21 protein-coding genes are annotated in these 19,375 nt (G+C 70.3%); 7 read left to right on the forward strand and 14 right to left on the reverse strand.

What is annotated here, in order from left to right:
• Positions 1-4 precede the first annotated feature (4 nt).
• The 6 genes from ACWCOV_RS04790 to ACWCOV_RS04815 all read right to left on the reverse strand — a co-directional run bounded on the left by ACWCOV_RS04790 (position 5) and on the right by ACWCOV_RS04815 (position 6,497).
• Entirely contained in the window at positions 5-1,765 is a 1,761-nt protein-coding gene (locus ACWCOV_RS04790) for a uroporphyrinogen-III synthase (RefSeq protein ID WP_449827873.1), read from the reverse strand.
• Complete coding sequence (gene hemC / locus ACWCOV_RS04795) at positions 1,762-2,643, reverse strand: hydroxymethylbilane synthase (RefSeq protein WP_449827874.1); 882 nt, start codon at positions 2,641-2,643, stop codon at positions 1,762-1,764. Before hemC ends, ACWCOV_RS04790 begins: the two co-directional genes overlap by 4 nt.
• Positions 2,640-3,956 carry a glutamyl-tRNA reductase gene (locus ACWCOV_RS04800; RefSeq protein WP_449827875.1) on the reverse strand — a complete coding sequence of 439 codons (1,317 nt, stop codon included), beginning with the start codon at positions 3,954-3,956 and terminating at the stop codon, positions 2,640-2,642. Before ACWCOV_RS04800 ends, hemC begins: the two co-directional genes overlap by 4 nt.
• A complete protein-coding gene (locus ACWCOV_RS04805; RefSeq protein ID WP_360536831.1) occupies positions 3,953-4,708 on the reverse strand; it encodes a redox-sensing transcriptional repressor Rex in 756 nt (251 codons plus the stop codon). Before ACWCOV_RS04805 ends, ACWCOV_RS04800 begins: the two co-directional genes overlap by 4 nt.
• Before the next feature lie 116 nt (positions 4,709-4,824).
• Positions 4,825-5,061 (reverse strand): glutaredoxin family protein, encoded by a 237-nt coding sequence (locus ACWCOV_RS04810; RefSeq protein ID WP_449827876.1) that lies wholly within the window; start codon positions 5,059-5,061, stop codon positions 4,825-4,827.
• Complete coding sequence (locus tag ACWCOV_RS04815) at positions 5,058-6,497, reverse strand: class I adenylate-forming enzyme family protein (protein WP_449827877.1); 1,440 nt, start codon at positions 6,495-6,497, stop codon at positions 5,058-5,060. The genes ACWCOV_RS04810 and ACWCOV_RS04815 overlap by 4 nt, the downstream gene beginning before the upstream one ends.
• 112 nt (positions 6,498-6,609) lie before the next feature.
• Between ACWCOV_RS04815 and ACWCOV_RS04820 the strand changes: the two genes are divergently transcribed.
• From ACWCOV_RS04820 to ACWCOV_RS04830, 3 genes are all read left to right on the forward strand, one after another.
• On the forward strand, positions 6,610-7,491 hold the full coding sequence (locus tag ACWCOV_RS04820) for an HAD family hydrolase (RefSeq protein WP_449827878.1): 882 nt from the start codon (positions 6,610-6,612) through the stop codon (positions 7,489-7,491).
• A gap of 43 nt (positions 7,492-7,534) precedes the next feature.
• Positions 7,535-8,077 (forward strand): sigma-70 family RNA polymerase sigma factor, encoded by a 543-nt coding sequence (locus tag ACWCOV_RS04825; protein ID WP_041289570.1) that lies wholly within the window; start codon positions 7,535-7,537, stop codon positions 8,075-8,077.
• Positions 8,078-8,285: 208 nt separating this feature from the next.
• Positions 8,286-9,392, forward strand: a complete 1,107-nt coding sequence (locus ACWCOV_RS04830; RefSeq protein ID WP_449827879.1) for a DUF5667 domain-containing protein — start codon at positions 8,286-8,288, stop codon at positions 9,390-9,392.
• Positions 9,393-9,688: 296 nt separating this feature from the next.
• Here the strand turns inward: ACWCOV_RS04830 and ACWCOV_RS04835 are convergent, their stop codons facing one another.
• From ACWCOV_RS04835 to ACWCOV_RS04845, 3 genes are all read right to left on the reverse strand, one after another.
• The gene (locus tag ACWCOV_RS04835; RefSeq protein WP_449827880.1) at positions 9,689-10,780 is read right to left on the reverse strand and encodes a lysophospholipid acyltransferase family protein; all 1,092 of its coding nucleotides are present in this window, start codon (positions 10,778-10,780) and stop codon (positions 9,689-9,691) included.
• Positions 10,773-11,780: an NAD-dependent epimerase/dehydratase family protein gene (locus ACWCOV_RS04840; protein ID WP_449827881.1), complete on the reverse strand. Its 1,008-nt coding sequence runs from the start codon at positions 11,778-11,780 to the stop codon at positions 10,773-10,775. Before ACWCOV_RS04840 ends, ACWCOV_RS04835 begins: the two co-directional genes overlap by 8 nt.
• A gap of 67 nt (positions 11,781-11,847) precedes the next feature.
• Positions 11,848-11,949: a 30S ribosomal protein bS22 gene (locus ACWCOV_RS04845; RefSeq protein ID WP_008356322.1), complete on the reverse strand. Its 102-nt coding sequence runs from the start codon at positions 11,947-11,949 to the stop codon at positions 11,848-11,850.
• 111 nt (positions 11,950-12,060) lie between these two features.
• Here ACWCOV_RS04845 and ACWCOV_RS04850 point away from each other — a divergent pair, with 111 nt between their 5' ends.
• Positions 12,061-12,717, forward strand: a complete 657-nt coding sequence (locus tag ACWCOV_RS04850) for a class I SAM-dependent methyltransferase (protein ID WP_449827882.1) — start codon at positions 12,061-12,063, stop codon at positions 12,715-12,717.
• Here ACWCOV_RS04850 and ACWCOV_RS04855 read toward each other — a convergent pair.
• Positions 12,714-12,908 carry a hypothetical protein gene (locus ACWCOV_RS04855; protein WP_449827883.1) on the reverse strand — a complete coding sequence of 65 codons (195 nt, stop codon included), beginning with the start codon at positions 12,906-12,908 and terminating at the stop codon, positions 12,714-12,716. The genes ACWCOV_RS04850 and ACWCOV_RS04855 overlap by 4 nt on opposite strands.
• A gap of 126 nt (positions 12,909-13,034) precedes the next feature.
• Between ACWCOV_RS04855 and ACWCOV_RS04860 the strand changes: the two genes are divergently transcribed.
• Positions 13,035-13,256: a hypothetical protein gene (locus tag ACWCOV_RS04860; protein ID WP_449827884.1), complete on the forward strand. Its 222-nt coding sequence runs from the start codon at positions 13,035-13,037 to the stop codon at positions 13,254-13,256.
• Here ACWCOV_RS04860 and ACWCOV_RS04865 read toward each other — a convergent pair.
• Entirely contained in the window at positions 13,244-15,037 is a 1,794-nt protein-coding gene (locus tag ACWCOV_RS04865; protein WP_449827885.1) for an AfsR/SARP family transcriptional regulator, read from the reverse strand. The two genes, ACWCOV_RS04860 and ACWCOV_RS04865, sit on opposite strands and share 13 nt — an antisense overlap.
• Positions 15,038-15,088: 51 nt before the next feature.
• On the opposite strand from ACWCOV_RS04865, the gene ACWCOV_RS04870 reads away from it, so the two are divergent.
• Positions 15,089-15,949 carry an alpha/beta fold hydrolase gene (locus tag ACWCOV_RS04870; protein WP_449827886.1) on the forward strand — a complete coding sequence of 287 codons (861 nt, stop codon included), beginning with the start codon at positions 15,089-15,091 and terminating at the stop codon, positions 15,947-15,949.
• On the opposite strand, the gene ACWCOV_RS04875 is transcribed toward ACWCOV_RS04870, so the two are convergent.
• Entirely contained in the window at positions 15,935-17,188 is a 1,254-nt protein-coding gene (locus ACWCOV_RS04875; RefSeq protein ID WP_449827887.1) for an amidohydrolase family protein, read from the reverse strand. The two genes, ACWCOV_RS04870 and ACWCOV_RS04875, sit on opposite strands and share 15 nt — an antisense overlap.
• Positions 17,189-17,271: 83 nt before the next feature.
• Here ACWCOV_RS04875 and ACWCOV_RS04880 point away from each other — a divergent pair, with 83 nt between their 5' ends.
• A complete protein-coding gene (locus tag ACWCOV_RS04880) occupies positions 17,272-17,751 on the forward strand; it encodes a MarR family winged helix-turn-helix transcriptional regulator (RefSeq protein ID WP_449827888.1) in 480 nt (159 codons plus the stop codon).
• Positions 17,752-17,796: 45 nt separating this feature from the next.
• Here the strand turns inward: ACWCOV_RS04880 and ACWCOV_RS04885 are convergent, their stop codons facing one another.
• On the reverse strand, positions 17,797-18,012 hold the full coding sequence (locus ACWCOV_RS04885) for a helix-turn-helix domain-containing protein (protein ID WP_132209923.1): 216 nt from the start codon (positions 18,010-18,012) through the stop codon (positions 17,797-17,799).
• Positions 18,013-18,160: 148 nt separating this feature from the next.
• Positions 18,161-19,336: an acetoin utilization protein AcuC gene (locus ACWCOV_RS04890; RefSeq protein WP_449827889.1), complete on the reverse strand. Its 1,176-nt coding sequence runs from the start codon at positions 19,334-19,336 to the stop codon at positions 18,161-18,163.
• Positions 19,337-19,375: the final 39 nt, after the last annotated feature.

Below are 19,375 nucleotides of genomic sequence, written 5' to 3' on the forward strand. Positions count from 1 at the left end.
AGACCTAGCTCTTCCTGCGAGAGCCCGAGCGGCGCTCGGACGGGCGGGTGACCGGCTCACCGGCCTCGATCATGGTGTCACGACGGTCGGCGCCGAAGCGAGCGAGCGCGTCGGCCAGTTCCTCCGCGGACGGGGTGTCGGCCATCGCGTCGACCCGCAGGCCGTGCTCCTCGGCGGTCTTCAGGGTGGCCGGGCCGATCACCGCGATCACCGTGGACGCGTGCGGCTTGCCGGCGATGCCGACCAGGTTGCGCACTGTCGAGGACGAGGTGAAGACGACCGCGTCGAACTTGCCGGACTTGATCGCCTCGCGGGTCGGCGCGGGCGGCGGGGCGGCCCGCACGGTCCGGTACGCCGTCACGTCGTCGACCTCCCAGCCGAGGTCGGTCAGCCCGGCGACCAGGGTCTCGGTGGCGATGTCGGCGCGCGGCAGGAAGACCCGGTTGATCGGGTCCAGCACCTCGTCGAACGGCGGCCAGTCCTCGACCAGCCCGGCGGCGGACTGCTCGCCGGACGGAACCAGGTCCGGGCGGATGCCCCAGGCGCCGATCGCCTCGGCGGTCTTGTCGCCGACCGCGGCGATCTTCAGCCCGGAGAACGCCCGCGCGTCCAGGCCGTACTCGTCGAACTTCTCCCGGACCGCCTTGACCGCGTTGACCGAGGTGAACGCGACCCACTCGTACCGGCCCTCGACCAGGCCGCGGATCGCCTTGTCCATCTGCTGCGGGTTGCGCGGCGGCTCGACCGAGATGGTCGGGACCTCTTCCGGCATCGCGCCGTACCGGCGAAGCCGGTCCATCAGCGGGCCGGCCTGGTCCTTGGTGCGCGGCACCAGGATCCGCCAGCCGAACAGCGGCTTGGTCTCGAACCAGGACAGCGTCTCGCGCTGCTCGACCACCGCGCCGACCACGATGACGGCCTCGCCGGTCACCTTGGCCGCACGCAGGTCGGCGACGATCGTCTCGAGGGTGCCGACCACGCTGGTCTGCAGGGTCGTCGTGCCGCCGACGGTCGCCGCGACCGGCGTCCCGGCGTCGAAGCCCGCCTCGACGAGCGCGGCGACGGTCTCCTTGAGTACGTCGGTCGCGTTCAGCAGCACCAGCGTCTGCTTGGGGTGCAGCCGGCTCAGGTCGAGCTTGGCCTCGGCCAGGTCGAGGACGGTGACCTCGCGGTCGCCCTTCATCGTCAGCGGGATGCCCGCGTACGTCGGGACGGCGCTGACCTCGCTGACACCGGGGATGATGTTGAACCCGATGCCCGCCTTCCGGCACGCGGCCGCTTCCTCGGCGCCACTGGAGAAGGTGAACGGGTCACCGGTCAGCAGGCGTACGACGTTCGCCGCGGACTTGGCCGTCTTCACCACCAGCCGGGCCCGGGCGGCGACCTTCAGCGCCCGGCTGCCCTCGGCGCCGGACCCGTCGACCACCTCGACACCCGGCTTGCAGTAGGCCAGGAAGGCGTCGTGCTCGGGGCCCTCGACCACGACGGCGTCGGCGTTCGCCAGGACGTCGCGGCCGGCCAGCGTCAGCAGGGCGGGATCGCCCGGCCCGACACCGACGAACGTGACGTGGCCGAGTGGTCTGGTCTGCTTGACCGTGCTGGTGGCGGCAGCCTTCGCCGGCACTTTCTGAGGCGTCCTGGATGCCGCGGTGGCTGCTGTCTTCGCGCTGCTCACGTCTGCCTTCGCCCTCGTCCTCGTCCTGCTGCTCGTCTTGTGCGCCGCGTCATGAGACGCCCTCGTCGTCGTGCCCCGTGCCGGTGTCATGTCTGCTCCAGCAACTCGTTCGCCAGCGCTTTGCCCAGTGACACCGGGTCGTCCACCGGCCCGTTGGCCGACAACCGCCGTACGCCGTCTTCCTGGCCGAGCGCTCCCCGCAGCCACAGCTCCGGGCCGTCCTCACCTTCGACCACTTCGGCGAGGGCGCCGACCGGAGCCGTGCACCCTGCCTCGAGAGTGGCAAGCATCTGCCGCTCCGCCGTCACCGCCGCCCGGGTGGCCGGGTCCTCCAGCGGCGCCAGCGCGGCCAGCACCTCGGTGTCGTCCGCCCGGCACTCGATGCCCAGGGCACCTTGTCCCGGAGCCGGCAGGACCTGGATCGGATCCAGCGTCTCGGTCACCTCGGCGAGCCGTCCCAACCGGGACAACCCTGCCCTTGCCAGCACCACCGCGTCCAATTTGCCATCGGCCACCATCCCGATCCGGGTGTCCACGTTGCCGCGGATCCCGGTGCACTCGAGGCCGAGGCCGAGCGCGTCGAGCTGCGCGACCCGGCGCGGTGAGCCGGTGCCGACGAGGGCGCCTTGCTGCAGCTCACCGAGGGTCAGCCCGTCGCGGGCGACCAGCACGTCGCGCGGGTCCTCGCGGACCGGTACGGCGCCGATCGCAAGACCGTCGACCGGTGCGGTCGGCAGGTCCTTGAGCGAGTGCACGGCGATGTCGATCTCGCGGGACAGCAAGGCGTCCCGCAGCGCGCTGACGAAGATGCCGGTGCCGCCGATCTGCTCCAGCGGCGCCCTGTTGACGTCGCCGGTGGTGACGATCGGGACCAGCTCGACCTCGTGCCCGAGGGCGCGCAGCTGGCCGGCCACCCAGGTCGCCTGCGCGGTCGCCAGGGCGGACCGCCGGGTGCCAAGCCTGATCATGCGCGGTCACCTCCGGTCGCGTCGGCGCGGGTGTTGCTGGTCTCTTCCGGCGTCTTCGCGGCCGTGACCGCGTCGACGGTGGCCGGGTCGAGCGCGAACAGTTCGCGGAGGGCGTCGGCGTACGTCGGTCCGCCCGGGTCGGCGGCCAGCTCCTTCACCCGCACGGTCGGTGTGTGCAGCACCTTGTCGACCACCCGGCGGATGGTCCGGGCGACCTCCTGCCGCTGGGTGTCGTCCAGTCCGGGCAGCTTGCGGTCCAGCCGGGCCAGCTCGGAATCGACCAGCTCGGTCGCCATCGCTCGCAGCGCGACCACGGTCGGCGCGACCGATGCGGCCCGCCGGGTGGCCTCGAACGACCCCGTCTCCTCCGAGACGATCCGCCGTACCCCGTCGATGTCGGCCTCGCTGCCGCCCGCCGTCCCGGCGAGATCGGCCAGCGTGACGAGCGTGACCCCGGGGATCCGGGCCACCTCGGGCGCGACGTCCCGCGGTAGCGCGACGTCCAGCACGCCGAACGGCCGCCCGTCGGTCGCGTTCCGGATCATCTCTTCGGTCAGTACGACGCCCCGCGCGCCGGTGCACGACACGACCAGGTCGGTCTCGGCCAGCGCCTCGGGGACGTTGGCGAGCTGGACCGCTCTCCCGCCGACCCGCTCGGCCAGCGCGACCGCGCGGTCGTAGTTGCGGTTGGCAATGGTCACGCTCGCGGCGCCGCCGTTGAGCAAGGTCTGCGCGGCCAGCGAGGCCATCGAGCCGGCGCCGACGACCAGCGCGCGCCGGCCCTCGAGGCCGCCGACCGCGTCGAGGCCGGCCGAGACGACCGAGCGCCCGGCGGCGTCGATGCCGGTCTCGGTGCGGGCCCGCTTGCCGACTCGCAACGCGTGCTGGAGTACGGCGTTGAGCTCGGTGCCGACCGTCTCCAGGTCCTGGCCGACGCGCAGCGTGTCCTTCACCTGGCCGAGGATCTGGCTCTCGCCGACGATCATCGAGTCGAGTCCGACCGAGACCTGGAACAGGTGCGCGACGGCGCCTTCCTCGAAGTGCACGTAGAGGTGCTCGGCCAGGTCCAGCAGCGGTACGCCGGTGACGTCGGACAGGATCGCGGTGACCTCGTCCATGCCGGCGTGGAACCGGTCGACTGTCGCGTAGACCTCGGTGCGGTTGCAGGTGGCGAGGACCGCGGACTCGGAGACCGCCGGGGTGTGCTTGACGGCCAGGGCCAGCTTGGTCGCCGCGTCCGGGTCGAGCGCCACGCGCTCGAGGACGTTGATGTCAGCTGAGCGGTGGCTGATACCGACGACCAGGTAACTCATGCGCCGACACCTCCCCCGACGCTCGGCAGATCGGTCAGACCGTTCATCGCTGGTAGCTCGGGCACCTCGGGGAGCGCCGCCTCTCCGGACTTTCGTTGTTCGTGGTACGCCAGGATCTGCAACTCGATCGAGAGGTCCACCTTGCGGATGTCGACGCCGTCGGGCACGGACAGCACGACGGGCGCGAAGTTCAGGATGCTGGTCACCCCGGCGGCGACCAGCCGGTCGCACACCTCCTGGGCCGGACCGGCGGGCGTGGTGATGACACCGATCGAGACCCGGTCGGCCTTCACGATGTCCTCGATCTGGGCGAAGTCGCGGACCTCCATGTCGCCGACCCGCTCACCGATCAGGTTCGGGTCGGCGTCCAGCAGCGCCACGATCCGGAACCCGCGGGTGCCGAAACCGGAGTAGTTCGCCAGCGCGTGACCCAGGTTTCCGATCCCGACGATGACCACGGCCCAGTCCTGGGTGACGCCGATCTCGCGGGCGATCTGGTAGCGCAGGTACTCGACGTCGTACCCGACGCCGCGGGTGCCGTAGGAGCCCAGGTAGGAAAGGTCCTTGCGGAGCTTGGCCGAGTTCACGCCGGCCGCGGTCGCCAGGTCCTCGCTCGACGCGGTGGCGATCCCGCTGTCGGACAGCGCGGTCAGCGCCCGCAGGTAGACCGGCAAGCGCGCGACAGTCGCCTCGGGAATGCCGCGTTCGGTTCTCGTCGGCGGGCCGGGGCGACGGCTGCTGGCACGCGTCACAATTCTCCTGGGAACGGTTCTCCACGGCCGCGGTCTTGACGGCCGGCGGCTCTCCTTACTCTAGGAGCTTGTGAACGTGAGAACAAAATCGGCGAAGGCCGAGGTGACGGACAGCACTAAGTGGTGAGGGCCTTGCGAAGCCTGGCCGGGTCGACGCGCCAGAAGTCGTGCTGCTTGCCGTCGACGAAGGTCACCGGGATCTGCTCGCCGTACTCGGTGAGCAACCGGTCATCCTGCGTGATGTCGACCTCGGACCAGTCGACGCCGAGCTCGGCACAGACCGCCTGGACGATCGCCCGGGCGTCGTCACAGAGGTGGCAGCCGGGCTTGCCGTACAGCGTGACGCGGCTCATTTCCGCAGCCGGCCCTTCGCGACCTTGCCGGTGACCGAGTGCGGCAGGTGGTCGACCACCTCGATCTCCACCGGGCACTTGAACCGGGCCAGCCGGGTCTCGGCGTACTCCCGGAGCGCGGCCGTGTCCACGCTCGCCCCGGTCTCCGGCACGACGAACGCCTTCACCGCCTCACCGGTGTCCTCGGACGGTACGCCGATGACGGCGGCCTCGCGGACGCCGGAAGCGCCGACCAGGACCTCCTCGACCTCGCTCGGGAAGACGTTGAACCCGGACACGATGATCAGCTCACGCAGCCGGTCCACCAGGAAGAGGTCGCCGTCGGCATCCAGGTAGCCGACGTCGCCGGTGCGGTACCAGCCCTCCTCGTCCGGACCGTCCACGCCGTCCGGCCAGTAGCCGGAGAACAGGTTGGCGCCGCGGATCAGGATCTCTCCAGGATCGTCGCCTTCGACATCCTCACCTTGTTCATCGGCGATCCGGACCTCGACGTTCGGCAGCGGACGCCCGACCGAGCCCGGCTTCGGCTGTCCCTCGCCAAGGGTGGTGGTGACACCCGGGGACGCCTCGGTCAGGCCGTAGCCCTGGTGGACGAACTTCCCGGTCTCCTGCTCGAAGCGGTCGGCCAGCGCCCGGTCGAGGGTCGACGCGCCGGTCAGGACGACCTTGACCGTCCGCAGGGCGTCGTGAAGGCCCGACTGGGCGAGCAGGGCGTTCAGCGCCGGCGGTGCGAGTGGCAGTCGCGTCACGCCGTACCTGCTGATCAGGCCGAGGGTGTGGACGGAGTCGAAGCGCGGTTCGATGACGAGCGCCGCGCCGGTCGCGACAGCCCAGCCGAGGACGGCGTTCAGGCCGAAGGCGTGGAACATCGGCAGCACGCCGAGGACGACGTCGTCCGGGCCCATCCGGTCCTCGCCGAGGCCGGAAAGGTTCTTCACGTTCGCGGCCAGCGCGCGGTGCGACAGCATCGCCGCCCGCGGGTCCCCACTCGTCCCGGAGGTGTAGAGCAGGACCGCGAGGGTCTCGGGGTCGAGCGGCGGCAATAACGGAGCGTCACCCTGGAGCTCGCCGGCCCGAACCGTCCGGAGACCTCGGACCTTGTCCGCGAGGTCTCCGTCGGCGATCGCCAGCCGGGCTCCGGAGTGCTCCACGACCCCACTGATCTCGCTCGCCGTCAGGCCCGTGTTCAGCGGTACGGCGACCAGGCCGGCGCGGAGAATGCCCAGGTAGGACGTGACAAAGTCGACGCTGTTGGCCTGCAGCAGGATGACCCGGTACCCCGGCACCAGGCCGGCCGCGGCGAACCCCTGGGCAGCCCTGTCGACGGCGGCGTCGACCTCGCTCCAGGTCAGCCGCCGGTCACCGTCGACCAGTGCGAGACGTTCGCCGTGACGTTGCGCTGTGTCACGAAGAACGTCCGCGAAGTTGAAGTTCACCAGGCGAGTCTGCCACGTTCACCCGGGCATGTTGCGCTCCCCTGGGCACAGTTCGAGACGGTGACGCGCAGTAGGCGACAGGCGGGGGTTCCGTGCCCTAAGGTCCTGCTTCATGGGTGGGGGTACGTCACGTGACCTCCGAGCCAGATCGATCCTGGCTGGGGAGGCCAGCGCGGCCGCGGCCGAGTTGGAAGCGGCGCTGGAAACGCCGCAGGTTCCGGACGCGGCTGCGTTCTTCGATGTGGACAACACGATGCTGCAGGGCGCGTCGATGTTCCACCTGGCCCGTGGGCTGTACCGGCGAAGGTTCTTCAGCACCGGCGAGATCGCGCAGAAATCCTTTGCGCAGTTGAGGTTCCGGCTCCAGGGCGAGACCCCGGACTCGGTCGCGAACGCGCGCGCGGCGGCGTTGTCGTTCATCGCCGGCCACCGGGTGGCCGAGGTGCAGATCCTGGTCGAGGAGATCTTCGACGAGATCATGGCCGACCGGATCTGGCCGGGCACACTTGCGCTGGCGCAGCAGCACCTCGACGCCGGCGAGCGGGTCTGGCTGGTGACGGCGGCGCCGGTGGAGGTCGCCAGGCTGCTCGCCAGGCGGCTGGGACTGACCGGCGCGCTCGGAACGGTTGCAGCAGAGCGTGACGGGATATATACAGGTGAACTCGTGGGCGACATCCTCCATGGCCCGGCCAAGGCGGAGGCCGTCCGCGCGCTTGCGGCGCGCGAGGGGCTGAACCTGGCCTCCTGCGCGGCGTACTCGGACTCGGTGAACGACCTGCCGATGCTCGAGCTGGTGGGGAATCCATGCGCGATCAACCCCGACAGCAGGCTGCGCCGCCACGCGGAAGTCGCCGGCTGGCGCATTCGTGACTATCGGACCGGACGGAAGGCGGCACGCCTCGGACTGTTGACAGCGGGTGCTTCAGGCGTAACGCTCGGTGCTGTCTCAGCCGCTGTGGCCATTCGCGGATGTGTCAGAAGACGTGTCAGTTGAACGGGGAGAAATCTTGACGACGCCGGAGCCAAGCCCGGACGGGATGAGACGTGCAGAGCTCGTCGATCGCGCCCAGGCCGGGGACGTCGGTGCCTTCGGTGAGCTGTACGACGAGTACTCGCTCACCGTCTACCGCTACATCTACGCGCGGGTGTCGTCGTCGGCACTCGCCGAGGACCTGACCAGCGAGACGTTCGTCCGGGCGCTGCGCGCGCTGGACTCGTTCCGCTGGCAGGGCCGGGACTTCGGCGCCTGGCTGGTGACGATCGCCCGGAACCTCATCACCGACCACTACAAGTCCGGCCGGGTCCGGCTCGAGGTGGTCACGGACGAGATCGAGACGCACGACCGGCAGACCGAGGGGCCGGAGGTCGACGTACTGGCCGCCGCCACCGCCGAGGTGCTGCGGGACGCCGTCGCGGCCTTGCCCGACGAGCAACGCGACTGCCTGACGATGCGATTCTTCGCCGGATTGTCGATCGCGGAAACGGCCAAGGCGCTGGAGAAGTCCGAAGGCGCCGTCAAGCAACTGCAACTGAGGGCCGTACGGCACTTGGCGAAGGTTATCCCCAAGGACTTGAGGTGAGGCGGATGACAACGAATGTCTTTCGTAACCCGTCAGGGAGTTTCCTCGTTTGCCTGATGAGGACCTGTCGGTGACCCCGACTGGCCATTGAGGAGAACGAGAACTCATGAGTGACCTACACAGGGCTCGAGCGCGCGCGGAGGCATTCGCGCACGCCGTCGATCACGGGCCCCGTCACTCTTCGCGACTGAGCGATGACCCCGAGCTGATGGAAGCTGTGGAACTGGTCGGACGGCTGAGGACCGCCGGCGCAGTGGCACCGCGACCGGAGTTCAGTGCCGAGCTGAGGCACCGCCTGATGGAGCAGGCGGCGGCCCGCGCGGCAACGACGACTCCGACGATGGTGCGCAGCTCTCCGGACGACTCGGACGACCCGCCGGGCAGCGAGGACGTGGACGCGTCCGTGACAGCTATCCGCCATCGTCACGGCCGGCGCATCCGGCTCGTGGCCAGTACCGCCGCGCTGGTCCTGCTCGGAGGTGGCATCGGTTCTGCCGCCGCCGCTCAGCAGGCGATGCCCGGTGACACCTTGTACGGGATGAAGCGCGGCATCGAGAACGTCTCGACCAACGTCAGCGTCGGGGACGACTCCCGGGGCCGGCGCGATCTCGAGCACGCGATGACCCGGCTGTCCGAAGTCCGCGCGCTGGCCGAGAACGGCGGCGACGTGGGCACGATCAACGCCACCCTCGACGACTTCTCGGCCCAGTCCCGCAAGGGAGTGTCCCGGCTGGTCGCGTCGTACCAGCAGGACGGCGACGCCGGTTCGATCACGGCGATCACGCAGTTCATCACCAGCGCCCGCCAGGCTCTTGGTGAGCTCGCACCGAAACTGCCGCCGGAGTCGCTGAAGTCCGCCGTCGAGGCACTCGCCACCATCGAGCAGCTGGCCCAGCACACCACGGCCGCCTGCCCGAAGTGCGAGCAGCCGAAGCCGGCCAAGGGCGGCAACCAGCCGGCCGCGCCGAACACCGGGAACGTCGGCACCGAGCCGAACGACCCGGCCAACGGTGGGCCGAGCGCGAAGCCGTCCAGCAAGCCGACCACGGGTCAGAGCACGGCGCCGAGCGCGACGCCGAGCCAGCAGCTGCCGAACACGACGATCGTCCAGGAGTCCAAGACTCCGCCGACGAGTCTGAAGACCCCGCCGAACCCGTCGGCGTCCTCGACTCCGACGTCGACCCCGACCGTCGTGCCGACCATCCCCACCCCGGGCGCGACCGAGTGGCCGTGGCCGTTCCCGACCCTGCTCCCGTCCACCCCGATCATCAACCTTCCCGGCGTCATCCAGACCCTCCTCCCACCATGGAAGTAGGTCCCTGACCCACCAGAGAAGCCCGGCGCAACCGCGCCGGGCTTCTTGCTTGTCCACCCCACCCCACCGCCGCCCCCACCCTGCCGCGTTCGAGCGGATATCCCCTCGAATGCGGGGTTCTCTGCTCGTACACCAGGGGCGAACCCATCACGGCGCGGGATATCCCCTCGAATGCCGTGGGGCCGGGGCGGGGCCGGGGCGGGGGCGGGGCCGGGGCGGGGGCGGGGCCGGGTGGCCGGGGCGGGGCCGGGTGGGCCGGGGCGGGGCCGGGTGGCCGGGGCGGGGGTGGAGAGCGGTCAGAAGAAGACGCTGCGGCGTTGCATCAGCAGGGTGTAGAGGGTCTGCTGGATGGTCTCGCGGACCTGGTCGGTGACGTTGAAGACCAGCATCGGGTCGTCGGCGGCGCCGTCGGGGAAGTCGTCGGTGCGGATGGGCTCACCGAACTCGATCAGCCACTTGGACGGCAGCGGGATCAGCCCGAGCGGCCCGAGCAGCGGGAAGAACGGCGTGATCGGGATGTACGGCACGCCCAGCAGTCGCGCCAGCGACGCGATGTTCCCGACCAGCGGATAGATCTCCTCGGCCCCGACGATCGAGCACGGCACGATCGGCACCCCGGTCCGCATCGCCGCGCTGACGAACCCGCCGCGGCCGAACCGCTGCAGCTTGTACCGCTCGCTGAACGGCTTACCGATCCCCTTGAAACCTTCCGGCCACACGCCGACCAGGTCGCCGCGCCCGAGCAGCCGCTCGGCGTCGTCGTTGCTCGCCAGCGTCGCCCCACCCTTGCGGGCCAGCTCACCGACGAACGGGGTCTGGAACACGAGATCCGCCGCGAGCGTCCGCAGCGGCCGGTGCGCGTGGTCCGCGACGATCAGCTGGGTGACGAGCCCGTCCAGCGGCATCGTCCCGGAGTGGTTCGCCACGATCAGCGCGCCACCGTCGGACGGGATGTTCTCCACCCCGCGCACGTCGACCCGGAACCACTTCTCTGCCATCGGCCGCAGCAGCGGCAGCAGCACCTGGTCGGTCAGATCGGCGTCGTACCCGAACTCGTCGACCTCGTAGCTCCCGCTCAGCCGCCGGCGCAGGAACGCCAGCCACTCCGCGACCCGGCGCTCGCCTTCGTCGCCGAACAGCTCGCGCACCACCCGCTCGAGCCCGGCGAAATCGAACGCCGCCGGGGCTTCGATCATCGGGGTGTCCTCGACGTCCGGCACGACACCGACCGGCTCGGCCGCCGTCTCCGCGGCCTTGCCGCGAGCGGGCTTCCGCTTCGACGACGAGCCGGCGAGTGCGCGGGCTGCCGCGGAGGGCGTCGTACGGCGGCCACTGCCGCGGCCCGGCCGTCCGCCGGAACCGATCGGGATCACGTCGGCGTCAGCCACGCAGCGCTCCCAGCCCGGCGCTGAGCAGGTTGGCCGCCTGCGACACCGCACCCGGCCCGAGGGAGGCGCGGAAGTCGTCGAAGGCCTCGGCCGTCGTGTACGCCGGCTCGAACCCGAACTCGGTCCGCATCCGGGTGGTGTCCACGGCGCGCCCGTAGGTCAGGAAGGTGATCTGGTCGGGCGAGAAGTCCGCGAGCCGCGCCCGCCGTACGGCGGCCGCCGTGCTGGACGCGGTGAACGAGGGCAGCCGCAGGGCCGGCCGGCCGAGCCGGCGGATCGCCTGGGACAGCGCGAGGATCCCGTCGCCGGCCAGGTTGAAGGTGCCGGGCAGGTCGTTGACGGTGGCGTGGTGGATCGCCTCGACGCCGTCGTCCTCGTGCAGGAACTGGAGGCGGGCGTCGTACCCGAAAACTGTCGGCACGACCGGCATCGAGAAGTACCGGGTGATCGGGGAGTTGGTCTTGGGGCCGATCCAGTTCGCCATCCGGAGCGTGGAGACGCAGACGTCGGGGCGGCGCCGGGCGAACCCGCGCACGTACCCCTCGACCTCGACCGCGTCCTTGCTCAGCCCGGTCTGGTGGATCGCCCGCGGCGCCATCTCCTCGGTGAACATGGCGGGGTCGCGAGGACCCGCGCCGTACACCGTGGTGGACGACTTCACCACCAGCTTGGCCACACCGGGCGCCTTCTGGCAGGCGGCGAGCAGCTGCATGGTGCCGATGACGTTGATCTCCTTCATCGACGACCGGCCGCCGGCGCTGCCCGGAGTGGCCACGACGCCGGTGTGGACGACCGTGTCGACGTCCTCGGCGGCGATCACCTTGGCGATCACGGGGTTGCGGATGTCGGCCCGGACGAACCGGACCCGGCCCAGCTCGGCCCGTGGCGGCACCACGTCCACGCCGAGCACCGTGCCGATCGACGGGTCGTCGGCCAGCCTGCGGGCACAGCGAGCGCCGGCGTCTCGCGAGACGCCGGTCACCATCACCACCTGTGCCACGAGAGACCCCCAGCCAGACAGCAACCCCACACAACGCCGCACCGGACCCCGGTGCGGCCGGAACTGCTTACTTGCCGAGCTTGCGGCGCTGCACCCGCGTCTTCTTCAGCAGCTTGCGGTGCTTCTTCTTCGCCATCCGCTTACGGCGCTTCTTGATAACCGAACCCACAGTGGACCTTCCAAACCTAAAGAGAGCGTCGGCAAAGCTTACCCGCAGGTCCTCTCCTCAACCTAAAGCAGGGAGCTGGATAGGGTGGAGACTCGACCTGGGGAGGCTGGAATGAAGGCTCGGTACGACGGTCTGGCCGACTGGTACGACGCTCGGTACGTGGCCGACGCCGAGCCGCACCAGGCCGGTCTGCTCGAGCTCCTGGGGCCTGGATCCGGGCCGTGCCTGGACATCGGCTGCGGTACCGGGCGCAACTTCGAGACGATCCGGGCGACTGGCCGCAGCGTCGTCGGTGTGGACTACTCCGCCGACCAGCTCAGGCTGGCCCGCAGTCGCACCGAGGGCCCGCTGATGGTCGCGGACGCCGGCGTGCTCCCGTTCGCCGACGCCTCGTTCGACACCGCGATGGTGATGTGGATCTCCACCGACGTCGAGGACTTCGGCCAGGTGGTCCGCGAGGCGGCGCGTGTGCTTCGGCCGGGTGGTGTGCTCGTGGTGTACGGCGTTCATCCGTGTTTCAACGGTCCGCACGTGCAGTGGAACGAGGACGGCAGCCGGCTCGTGCATCCGTCGTACCGCCGGTCGGGCTGGCACGAGGAGTCGCCGTACTGGGGTGACGGGATCCGGCAGCACGTCGGTATGCACCACGTCACGCTGGCCGACTACCTGAACGCCTTCCTCCTGTCCGGGCTCACACTCGAGCGTTTCGAGGAGCCGGACAGCGCGGGCGTGCCGTACAGCTTGGCGGTCCGCGCGCGGCGGGGTTAGGCGGCTTTGCGGGGCGGGAGCTGGATCGGGTCGGGGAGGACGGCCAGGTGCGGGCCGATGGCGGTGCGGGTGGTCGCGGTGGTCTGGTCGGACGTGGTGCTGGCGTAGGCACCCGGGGTGAAGGCGACGGCGGCGAAGCCGAGGCTGACGATGGTGCCGGCGGCAACGGTCTTCACGATCTTGGTGCGCATCGGGTGCTCCTGGAAGTTCCGGGGCCGGGACTCGTTCCCGGCGATGACTCCATCCTGGTCGCCCGCACTGCAACGGCCCTGTGAGCATCCTGGGAGCTTCCTGGGAACGACGGTACGCTCAACCACATGGCCTATCTGGTGTTCGTCGGCGGGCTGGTCGTCGTACTGGCCGGCCTGACCTGGTTCGCGACCTGGGCCAAGCGCAGTGGTCACGGATCCGGGGTTGCCGGTGCGCTGGCCGCGCATGACGAGGCCTACCGGACCACGGCTCACCAGTCCCACCACGAGCTGCGCGTCGCCGCCGACCGCAGGTCCGAGACGGGCTCGCCGGACGACTACCAGAGGTAGTCCGCGACCGGGCCGAGGGTGAGGAGGCCCGAGCCGGCGGCCAGCTCCGTGGCGGCCGGGGTCAGGGCAGCCTGGGCTCTGCCCAGCAGTTGTACGTCGTCGCGCTCTCGGGCAGCGTGGACGGTCAGGCACCACAGCGTCTCGAGCAGTAGGCCGGGCGGCGGCTCTGGGATGTCATCGGCCGGGCGGACCCATGGCGTGTAGGGGCCGTAGTCGAGATCGGGGATGGGCAGGCCGTGGCGGAGGTGATGGCATGCCAGAGCCAGGGGCAGCAGGCCTTGCTGGAGGCCAGGCATGCCGGCGCCATCGAGCAGGTCAGCTCCTTTGCGGTAAGCCGGTTCAGTGTCCTCGCGCATGGCGCGGTACCAGGTGGTGAAGACGCCGACGAGTGGGAGCTCGTGCCTTGCCGCCAAGGCGTCGGCGGCTGCAGCGTGGCGGTCGGCCGACAGGAAGTCGTTGAGGGCGCTGCGTGCCTGCAGGCGGATCAGATGGCCGAGGACCTCATAAGTGAACAGCCCGTGCCGCGCCGACAGGTCCACGAGCTCCACACCGATGGCATCGCGTTGCGGTGCGAGGCCGGGGCGCTGGCAGGTCTGCATCCAAACGCCGTTGAGCACAAAGGCGAGTAATGCAGGATCGTCAAGCCCGCGGGCGATTTCTTCAGCCTCCCGAGCCGCGTCCGCTGCACGCGGTGCACGCGATCCGCGCGACTCCAGCGCGATCGTCGCGAGCAGGCGGGCGCGCGCAGCCGGATGTTCCTGCGGCCGCAAGGCTCGCTCCGCCGCGGCAACGATCGCCGCCGCCTGGGCTTCGTCGTCCGACCGAGTCCAGATCGCCGGTACGTCGTACGCACCGATGACTCTCGCGGTCAGGTCGGCATCGCCGAGCTCCTCGGCCGCAGTGACCGCGGCGAGCCGGTGGCGGCGGGCAGCCTCGAGGCCACCGCCTCCGGTGACTGCGAGGTTGCGCAGCAATCCCACGGTCGACTCCAGCCGCACTCGTGCACCGGCTCCCACGTACGCCGCGGCCGCCTCCTCCCACACCCGCCCTGCCGATGCCGGTGCCAAGTGCTCGGCCTGGTTGAGGATGTCGGTCTCCAAGCGGCTCAACGCCGTACCTGGATCGACACCGAGCTGGTCGACCAGCATCGAGCGAGCGCGCCGCAGTACGGCGAGAGCATCGCCCTGACGACCAGTGCGGTAGAGCGCGAGGGCCAGCAGCCGCCATGCCTCCTCACGCCACGGATGCTCGGTCACATGCGCGTCCAGGTCGGGCACTGCCTCGGCGGCAAGGCCTGACGCGAGTTGGTACCCCGCCTGTCGTTCGACAGCTCGCAGCCGCAGCTCGGTCAGCCGTGCGCGCTCTGCCTGCGCCCAGTCCTCGTCCGCGAAGTCGGCGTACGCCGGACCACGCCACAGCGCCAACCCCTGCTGCAGCTCAGGCAGGGTGCCGCCTACCGCCTTCTCGAAGCGCCACGCATCGACCGCGTCCGTCCGCAACGCATAGCCAGGCCCCTCAGTCACCAGGAGGCGCGCCGGCGTACGCGGCGCTCTGTCCGGCTCGAGTGCGCGGCGCAGCGAGGCAACAAAGGTCCGTACGGCGCTCAGCGCACCAGCAGGCGGGTCGATCCACAGGTCGTCCACCAGCCGGGTCGCCGGTACGACGCGGCCGCGGGCGACGATCAGCCGGGCCAGCACCGCCCGATGCCGCGGGCCCTTCAGGTCGAGCGGCTGCCCGTCATCGTCCCAGGCCATCACCGCCCCGAGCACCCCGAACTCCACCCGCCCACGGTACTCATCCAACGCTCATCCGCGTCCAGGAGGCTGATCGACATGAAGATCAACGGATTCGACTACCACCGCGTCCCGGGCGCCGACGGGGTTGCGCTGAACGTCGCGGTCGGTGGCTCCGGTACGCCGGTCGTGCTGCTGCACGGCTTCCCGCAGACCCACCTGATGTGGCGCCACGTGGCCGCCGACCTGGCCGCGGACCACACCGTCATCTGCCCGGACCTGCGCGGGTACGGCGACAGCGACAAGCCCACCGACGGCTACGCCAAGCGGACGATGGCGGCCGACGTCGTCGCGGTGGCACGCGAGCTCGGCCACTCCACCTTCGCCCTGGCCGGTCACGACCGCGGCGCGCTGGTCGCCTTCCGGGCCGGACTCGATCATCCGGACGTGATCACGCACCTGATGTGCCTCGACGTACTGCCGACGCTCGACATGTGGGACGTGATGCGCGGGACCAGCGCCGCCGTCGGCTTCCACCTGTACCTGATGGCGCAGCCGCCCGGCCTGGCCGAGACGATGATCGCCGCCAGCGCGGACGCCTTCTTCGGCCACTTCCTGACTCTGTGGGCGAAGGACGACTCCGCAATCCCCGCCGACGTTCGCGCGGCCTACCTGGACGCGTGTCGCGCTGCCGTCCCGTCGATCGTGGCCGACTACCGCGCCTCGGCGGGCGTCGACGTCGACCACGACCAGGAGGATCTTGCCGCTGGCAACAAGCTGCGGATGCCGCTGACCGTGATCCAGCAGGACTGGGGCGCGGCCCTGGGCTTCGATGCCGCGGCACGGTGGCGTGCCTGGTCGGACGATCTCGACCACCAGACGACGTCGGCCGGCCACTTCATGGCCGAGGAGTCCCCAGCCGAGATCAGCAGCGCGATCCGCGCCCTACTGAAGCGCTGAGGTCAGGTAGCCGATCGAGTCCGCGAGCGCGTCGAGAGCACCAGGCAACGCCGGACCGACCAGGTGACCGTCGCGCTTGACCGCCGTACCTCCAACCAGGACGGTGTCGACGTTGCCCGGGTGCGCCGCGGTGACGACGGTTGCGATCGGGTCGTGCCGGCCGCCGGCCAGGTTGACGTCGGTACCGCGGAGCAGCACGAGGTCGGCGTGGTTGCCAACGGCAAATGAACCGACATCGGTCAGACCGAGGGCCCGAGCGCCTCCCACGGTGGCGATTCGCAGTACGTCCGCCGCCGAGAACGTCTTGTAGCCAAGGGCAAGCAGCTCATGCATCGCGGTGAACATGTCACCGGCCACCGTCGTCACGGCGTCGACACCGAGGCCGAGGTTGACGCCGGCCGCTCGCAACCGCGGGGCGAGCGGCACACCCATCTGCATCCGTGCCTCGACAGATGGAGTGGTCGAGACGGAAGCGCCGGACTCGGCGATCAGCTTCAGCTCGGCGTCCGGCAGGTCGTTGCCGTGCACGTACAGCGTGTTCGGCCGCAGCAGACCGGCCTCCCGCAGTCGAGTGATCGGATCAGGTGTGTTCGCGCTGATGTGGACCACGACCGGGAGGTCGAGGGAGTCGGCCAGCTCCCAATCCGCCCGGACCACCTCGAACGACGCGTACGACGGCCCGATCGCGGCGACCGCGAGACCGATCCGGTCGGTCACCCGGTCGAGGATCCTGCGCATGCCGTCCGGACTCACCGCACCACCGCTCAGCGGGGACGGACCGTAGCCGAAGACGGCCCGGATCCCGCTGTGCTGCAAGGCATCCAGCGCGGCGTCGGCATGCGCGTCCGACGACTGCACATGCGAGAAGTCCTGCACCGTCGTGATACCCGCGTCCAGGCACTCCAGCGCGCCCACGAGGTTGCCTGCAGCGACATCTTCGGCGCGGAAGCGGGAGCCGTAGCCTGCGATCACCTGCTCCAGGTAGGCACCGAGACCGGCGTCGACGACGGACCCACGCAGCCCGGTCTCCCACAGGTGCCGATGCGTGTCCACGAACCCCGGCAGCACGATCCGCTCGGTCGCGTCGATCACCTCGACGTCGCTCGCCGCCACATCGGCGATCAACTCAGGCCCGACAGCCGCGATCCGCCCGTCCTCGATCAGTACGTCGCTCCCCTGCCGCGCCACCACCTCAGGGTCGGTGTCGATCACCACGCCACCCCGCACCAGCATCCGCATCCAATTCTCCTCACTAGAAAGCTTTACAGAAAGCTATCACCAAAGGCACTTAGACTGTCAACAGTTCCCCAGAAGGAGGTCCGGTGGGCGATCCGGTGGATCGGTTGATCGCGTCGTGGCAGCAGGAGTTGCCGGAGGTGCTCTACCCGACGAGCGAGCTGGCCAAGCGGATCATGCTGCTCGCCGGCGAGCTGAACGAGTCGACCCGGCGGGTGCTGCGCGACCTCGGGCTCACCACGGCGGAGTTCGACGTGATCGTGTCGCTGCGCCGGTCCGGAGCGCCGTACCGGCAGAAGCCGTCCGACCTGAGCCGCAGCCTGCTGCTGTCCTCGGGCGGCACCAGCAACGTGACGAATCAGCTGGTCCGGCGCGGCCTCGTCGTACGGGAGCCCGATCCGGAGGACGGCCGGGGGACTCAGATCCGGCTGACCGACGAGGGACGGGCGCTGGCGGAGCAGGCGGTCAAGGCGAGTTCGGCAGCCCACGACGAGCTCTGGGCCGGTATCCCGGCGGAGACGGTCGAGCAGGCCGCCACCGCACTGCGGAAACTGTTCCGGACGTAGCGAGGCGGCCGGTCCCGAAGGATCCGGCCGCCTCGCGTCTCGTGGTTATCCGGCTTGAAAGTAGGCGCCTTTGAGGTAGTCGTGCACGGCGTCCTCCGACACCCGGAACGAACGACCCACCCGCACCGCGGGCAGCTCACCGGAGTGCACCAACCGGTACACCGTCATCTTGGACACGCGCATGGCCGTGGCGACTTCCGCCACGGTCAGGAACTTCACCTCGGCGAGCGGCTGCTCACCACCGGACTTCTTTGATGCCATTGCGCACCGCACTTCCAGCACGGATCGTGCGCCGGCTTCCCCTCCGGCACCTCCGCCCGTGCATGCAACGAGCGTAGTGGCTGTTGGTACGAATGGGAAAGAGGGGGACTCGTGTGACTCGACCGGGGCAGTGGGGCGGGGGCAGGTTTCAGTAGGTGGGGTCCAGGCCGAGCAGCGGGAAGCTGATGTCGCGGGTCGCCTTGATCGAGCGGTCCAGCCAGGTGTCCGGGTTGTAGCCGATCGACCAGTCGGAGTACGCCGCGTCCCGGCCGTCCGTCATCCGCAGCGGCGCGGTCCGCGCGAACCGCAGCCGGATGTCCTCCCGCCACGACTCCGGCACCGGCGTCTGCGGGTCGATCGGGTTGCCCGCGACGATCGCGAGCAGGTGGCTCCAGGCCCGCGGCACGACGTCGAAGATCGCGTACCCACCACCGCCGGTGGCGACCCACTTGCCGCCGGCGACCTCGTGCGCCAGGTCATGCAGCGCCAGGTACGCCGCCCGCTGCCCGTCGACCGTCTTGGTCAGGTGGGCCAGCGGGTCCTCCACGTGCGAGTCGCACCCGTGCTGGGTCACCAGCACCGACGGCCGGAAGGCCCGCACCACCTGCGGCACGATCGCGTGGAACGCCCGCAACCAGCCGGCATCCCCCGTCCCCGGCGGCAGTGGGATGTTGACCGACGTACCCTCCGCGTTCGGCCCGCCGGTCTCCGCAGCGCTCCCGGTGCCGGGGAACAGCGTGGTGGGCGACTCGTGCAGGCTCACTGTCAGCACCCGCGGGTCGTCGTAGAACACAGTCTGTACGCCGTCCCCGTGGTGCACGTCGACGTCGACGTACGCGACTCGCTCGGCGCCGTGGTCGAGCAGCCACTGGATCGCGATCGCGGGGTCGTTGTAGACGCAGAAGCCGCTCGCAGCGGCAGGCATCGCGTGGTGCAGGCCGCCGGAGATGTTGGCGGCGTGCAGTACGTCGCCCTCCCAGACAGCCCGGGCCGCCTCGACGGACGCGCCGACCACGTGCGCGGACGCGTCGTGCATGTCGGCGAAGCAGTACGTGTCCTCGGTGCCGAGACCGTGGTCCGGATCCGGCTCGTGCGGGTTCTCGCCCGCGCGTCTGACCGCGGCGATGTACTCGGCGGTGTGCACGGTCCCGATCAGCGCGTCGTCGGCGACCGGCGCCGGCACGACCTTCAGCTGGTCGAGGACGCCGAGCGCGCGGGCCAGGCGGACCGTCAGGTCCACCCGGATCGGGCTCATCGGGTGACCATGGCCGAAGTCGTACGCCGTCAAACCGTCGTCGAAGACCAGCATCGCCTCACCACTCATGTCCCCGACCTTAGCCGCCGGCGCTGCGGCACGGGCCTC

It is taken from the genome of Kribbella sp. NPDC002412 (assembly GCF_053592935.1).

Excerpts from the sequence above, each read along its gene's own strand:
- ACWCOV_RS04825 (WP_041289570.1), top strand. The coding sequence starts at position 7,535 with ATGAGACGTGCAGAGCTCGTCGATCGCGCCCAGGCCGGGGACGTCGGT.
- ACWCOV_RS04800 (WP_449827875.1), bottom strand. The coding sequence starts at position 3,956 with ATGAGTTACCTGGTCGTCGGTATCAGCCACCGCTCAGCTGACATCAAC.
- ACWCOV_RS04885 (WP_132209923.1), bottom strand. The coding sequence starts at position 18,012 with ATGGCATCAAAGAAGTCCGGTGGTGAGCAGCCGCTCGCCGAGGTGAAG.
- ACWCOV_RS04830 (WP_449827879.1), top strand. The coding sequence starts at position 8,286 with ATGGAAGCTGTGGAACTGGTCGGACGGCTGAGGACCGCCGGCGCAGTG.
- ACWCOV_RS04810 (WP_449827876.1), bottom strand. The coding sequence starts at position 5,061 with ATGAGCCGCGTCACGCTGTACGGCAAGCCCGGCTGCCACCTCTGTGAC.
- ACWCOV_RS04855 (WP_449827883.1), bottom strand. The coding sequence starts at position 12,908 with ATGCGCACCAAGATCGTGAAGACCGTTGCCGCCGGCACCATCGTCAGC.
- ACWCOV_RS04890 (WP_449827889.1), bottom strand. The coding sequence starts at position 19,336 with ATGAGTGGTGAGGCGATGCTGGTCTTCGACGACGGTTTGACGGCGTAC.
- hemC (WP_449827874.1), bottom strand. The coding sequence starts at position 2,643 with ATGATCAGGCTTGGCACCCGGCGGTCCGCCCTGGCGACCGCGCAGGCG.
- ACWCOV_RS04870 (WP_449827886.1), top strand. The coding sequence starts at position 15,089 with ATGAAGATCAACGGATTCGACTACCACCGCGTCCCGGGCGCCGACGGG.
- ACWCOV_RS04820 (WP_449827878.1), top strand. The coding sequence starts at position 6,610 with ATGGGTGGGGGTACGTCACGTGACCTCCGAGCCAGATCGATCCTGGCT.
- ACWCOV_RS04875 (WP_449827887.1), bottom strand. The coding sequence starts at position 17,188 with ATGCGGATGCTGGTGCGGGGTGGCGTGGTGATCGACACCGACCCTGAG.
- ACWCOV_RS04860 (WP_449827884.1), top strand. The coding sequence starts at position 13,035 with ATGGCCTATCTGGTGTTCGTCGGCGGGCTGGTCGTCGTACTGGCCGGC.
- ACWCOV_RS04850 (WP_449827882.1), top strand. The coding sequence starts at position 12,061 with ATGAAGGCTCGGTACGACGGTCTGGCCGACTGGTACGACGCTCGGTAC.
- ACWCOV_RS04790 (WP_449827873.1), bottom strand. The coding sequence starts at position 1,765 with ATGACACCGGCACGGGGCACGACGACGAGGGCGTCTCATGACGCGGCG.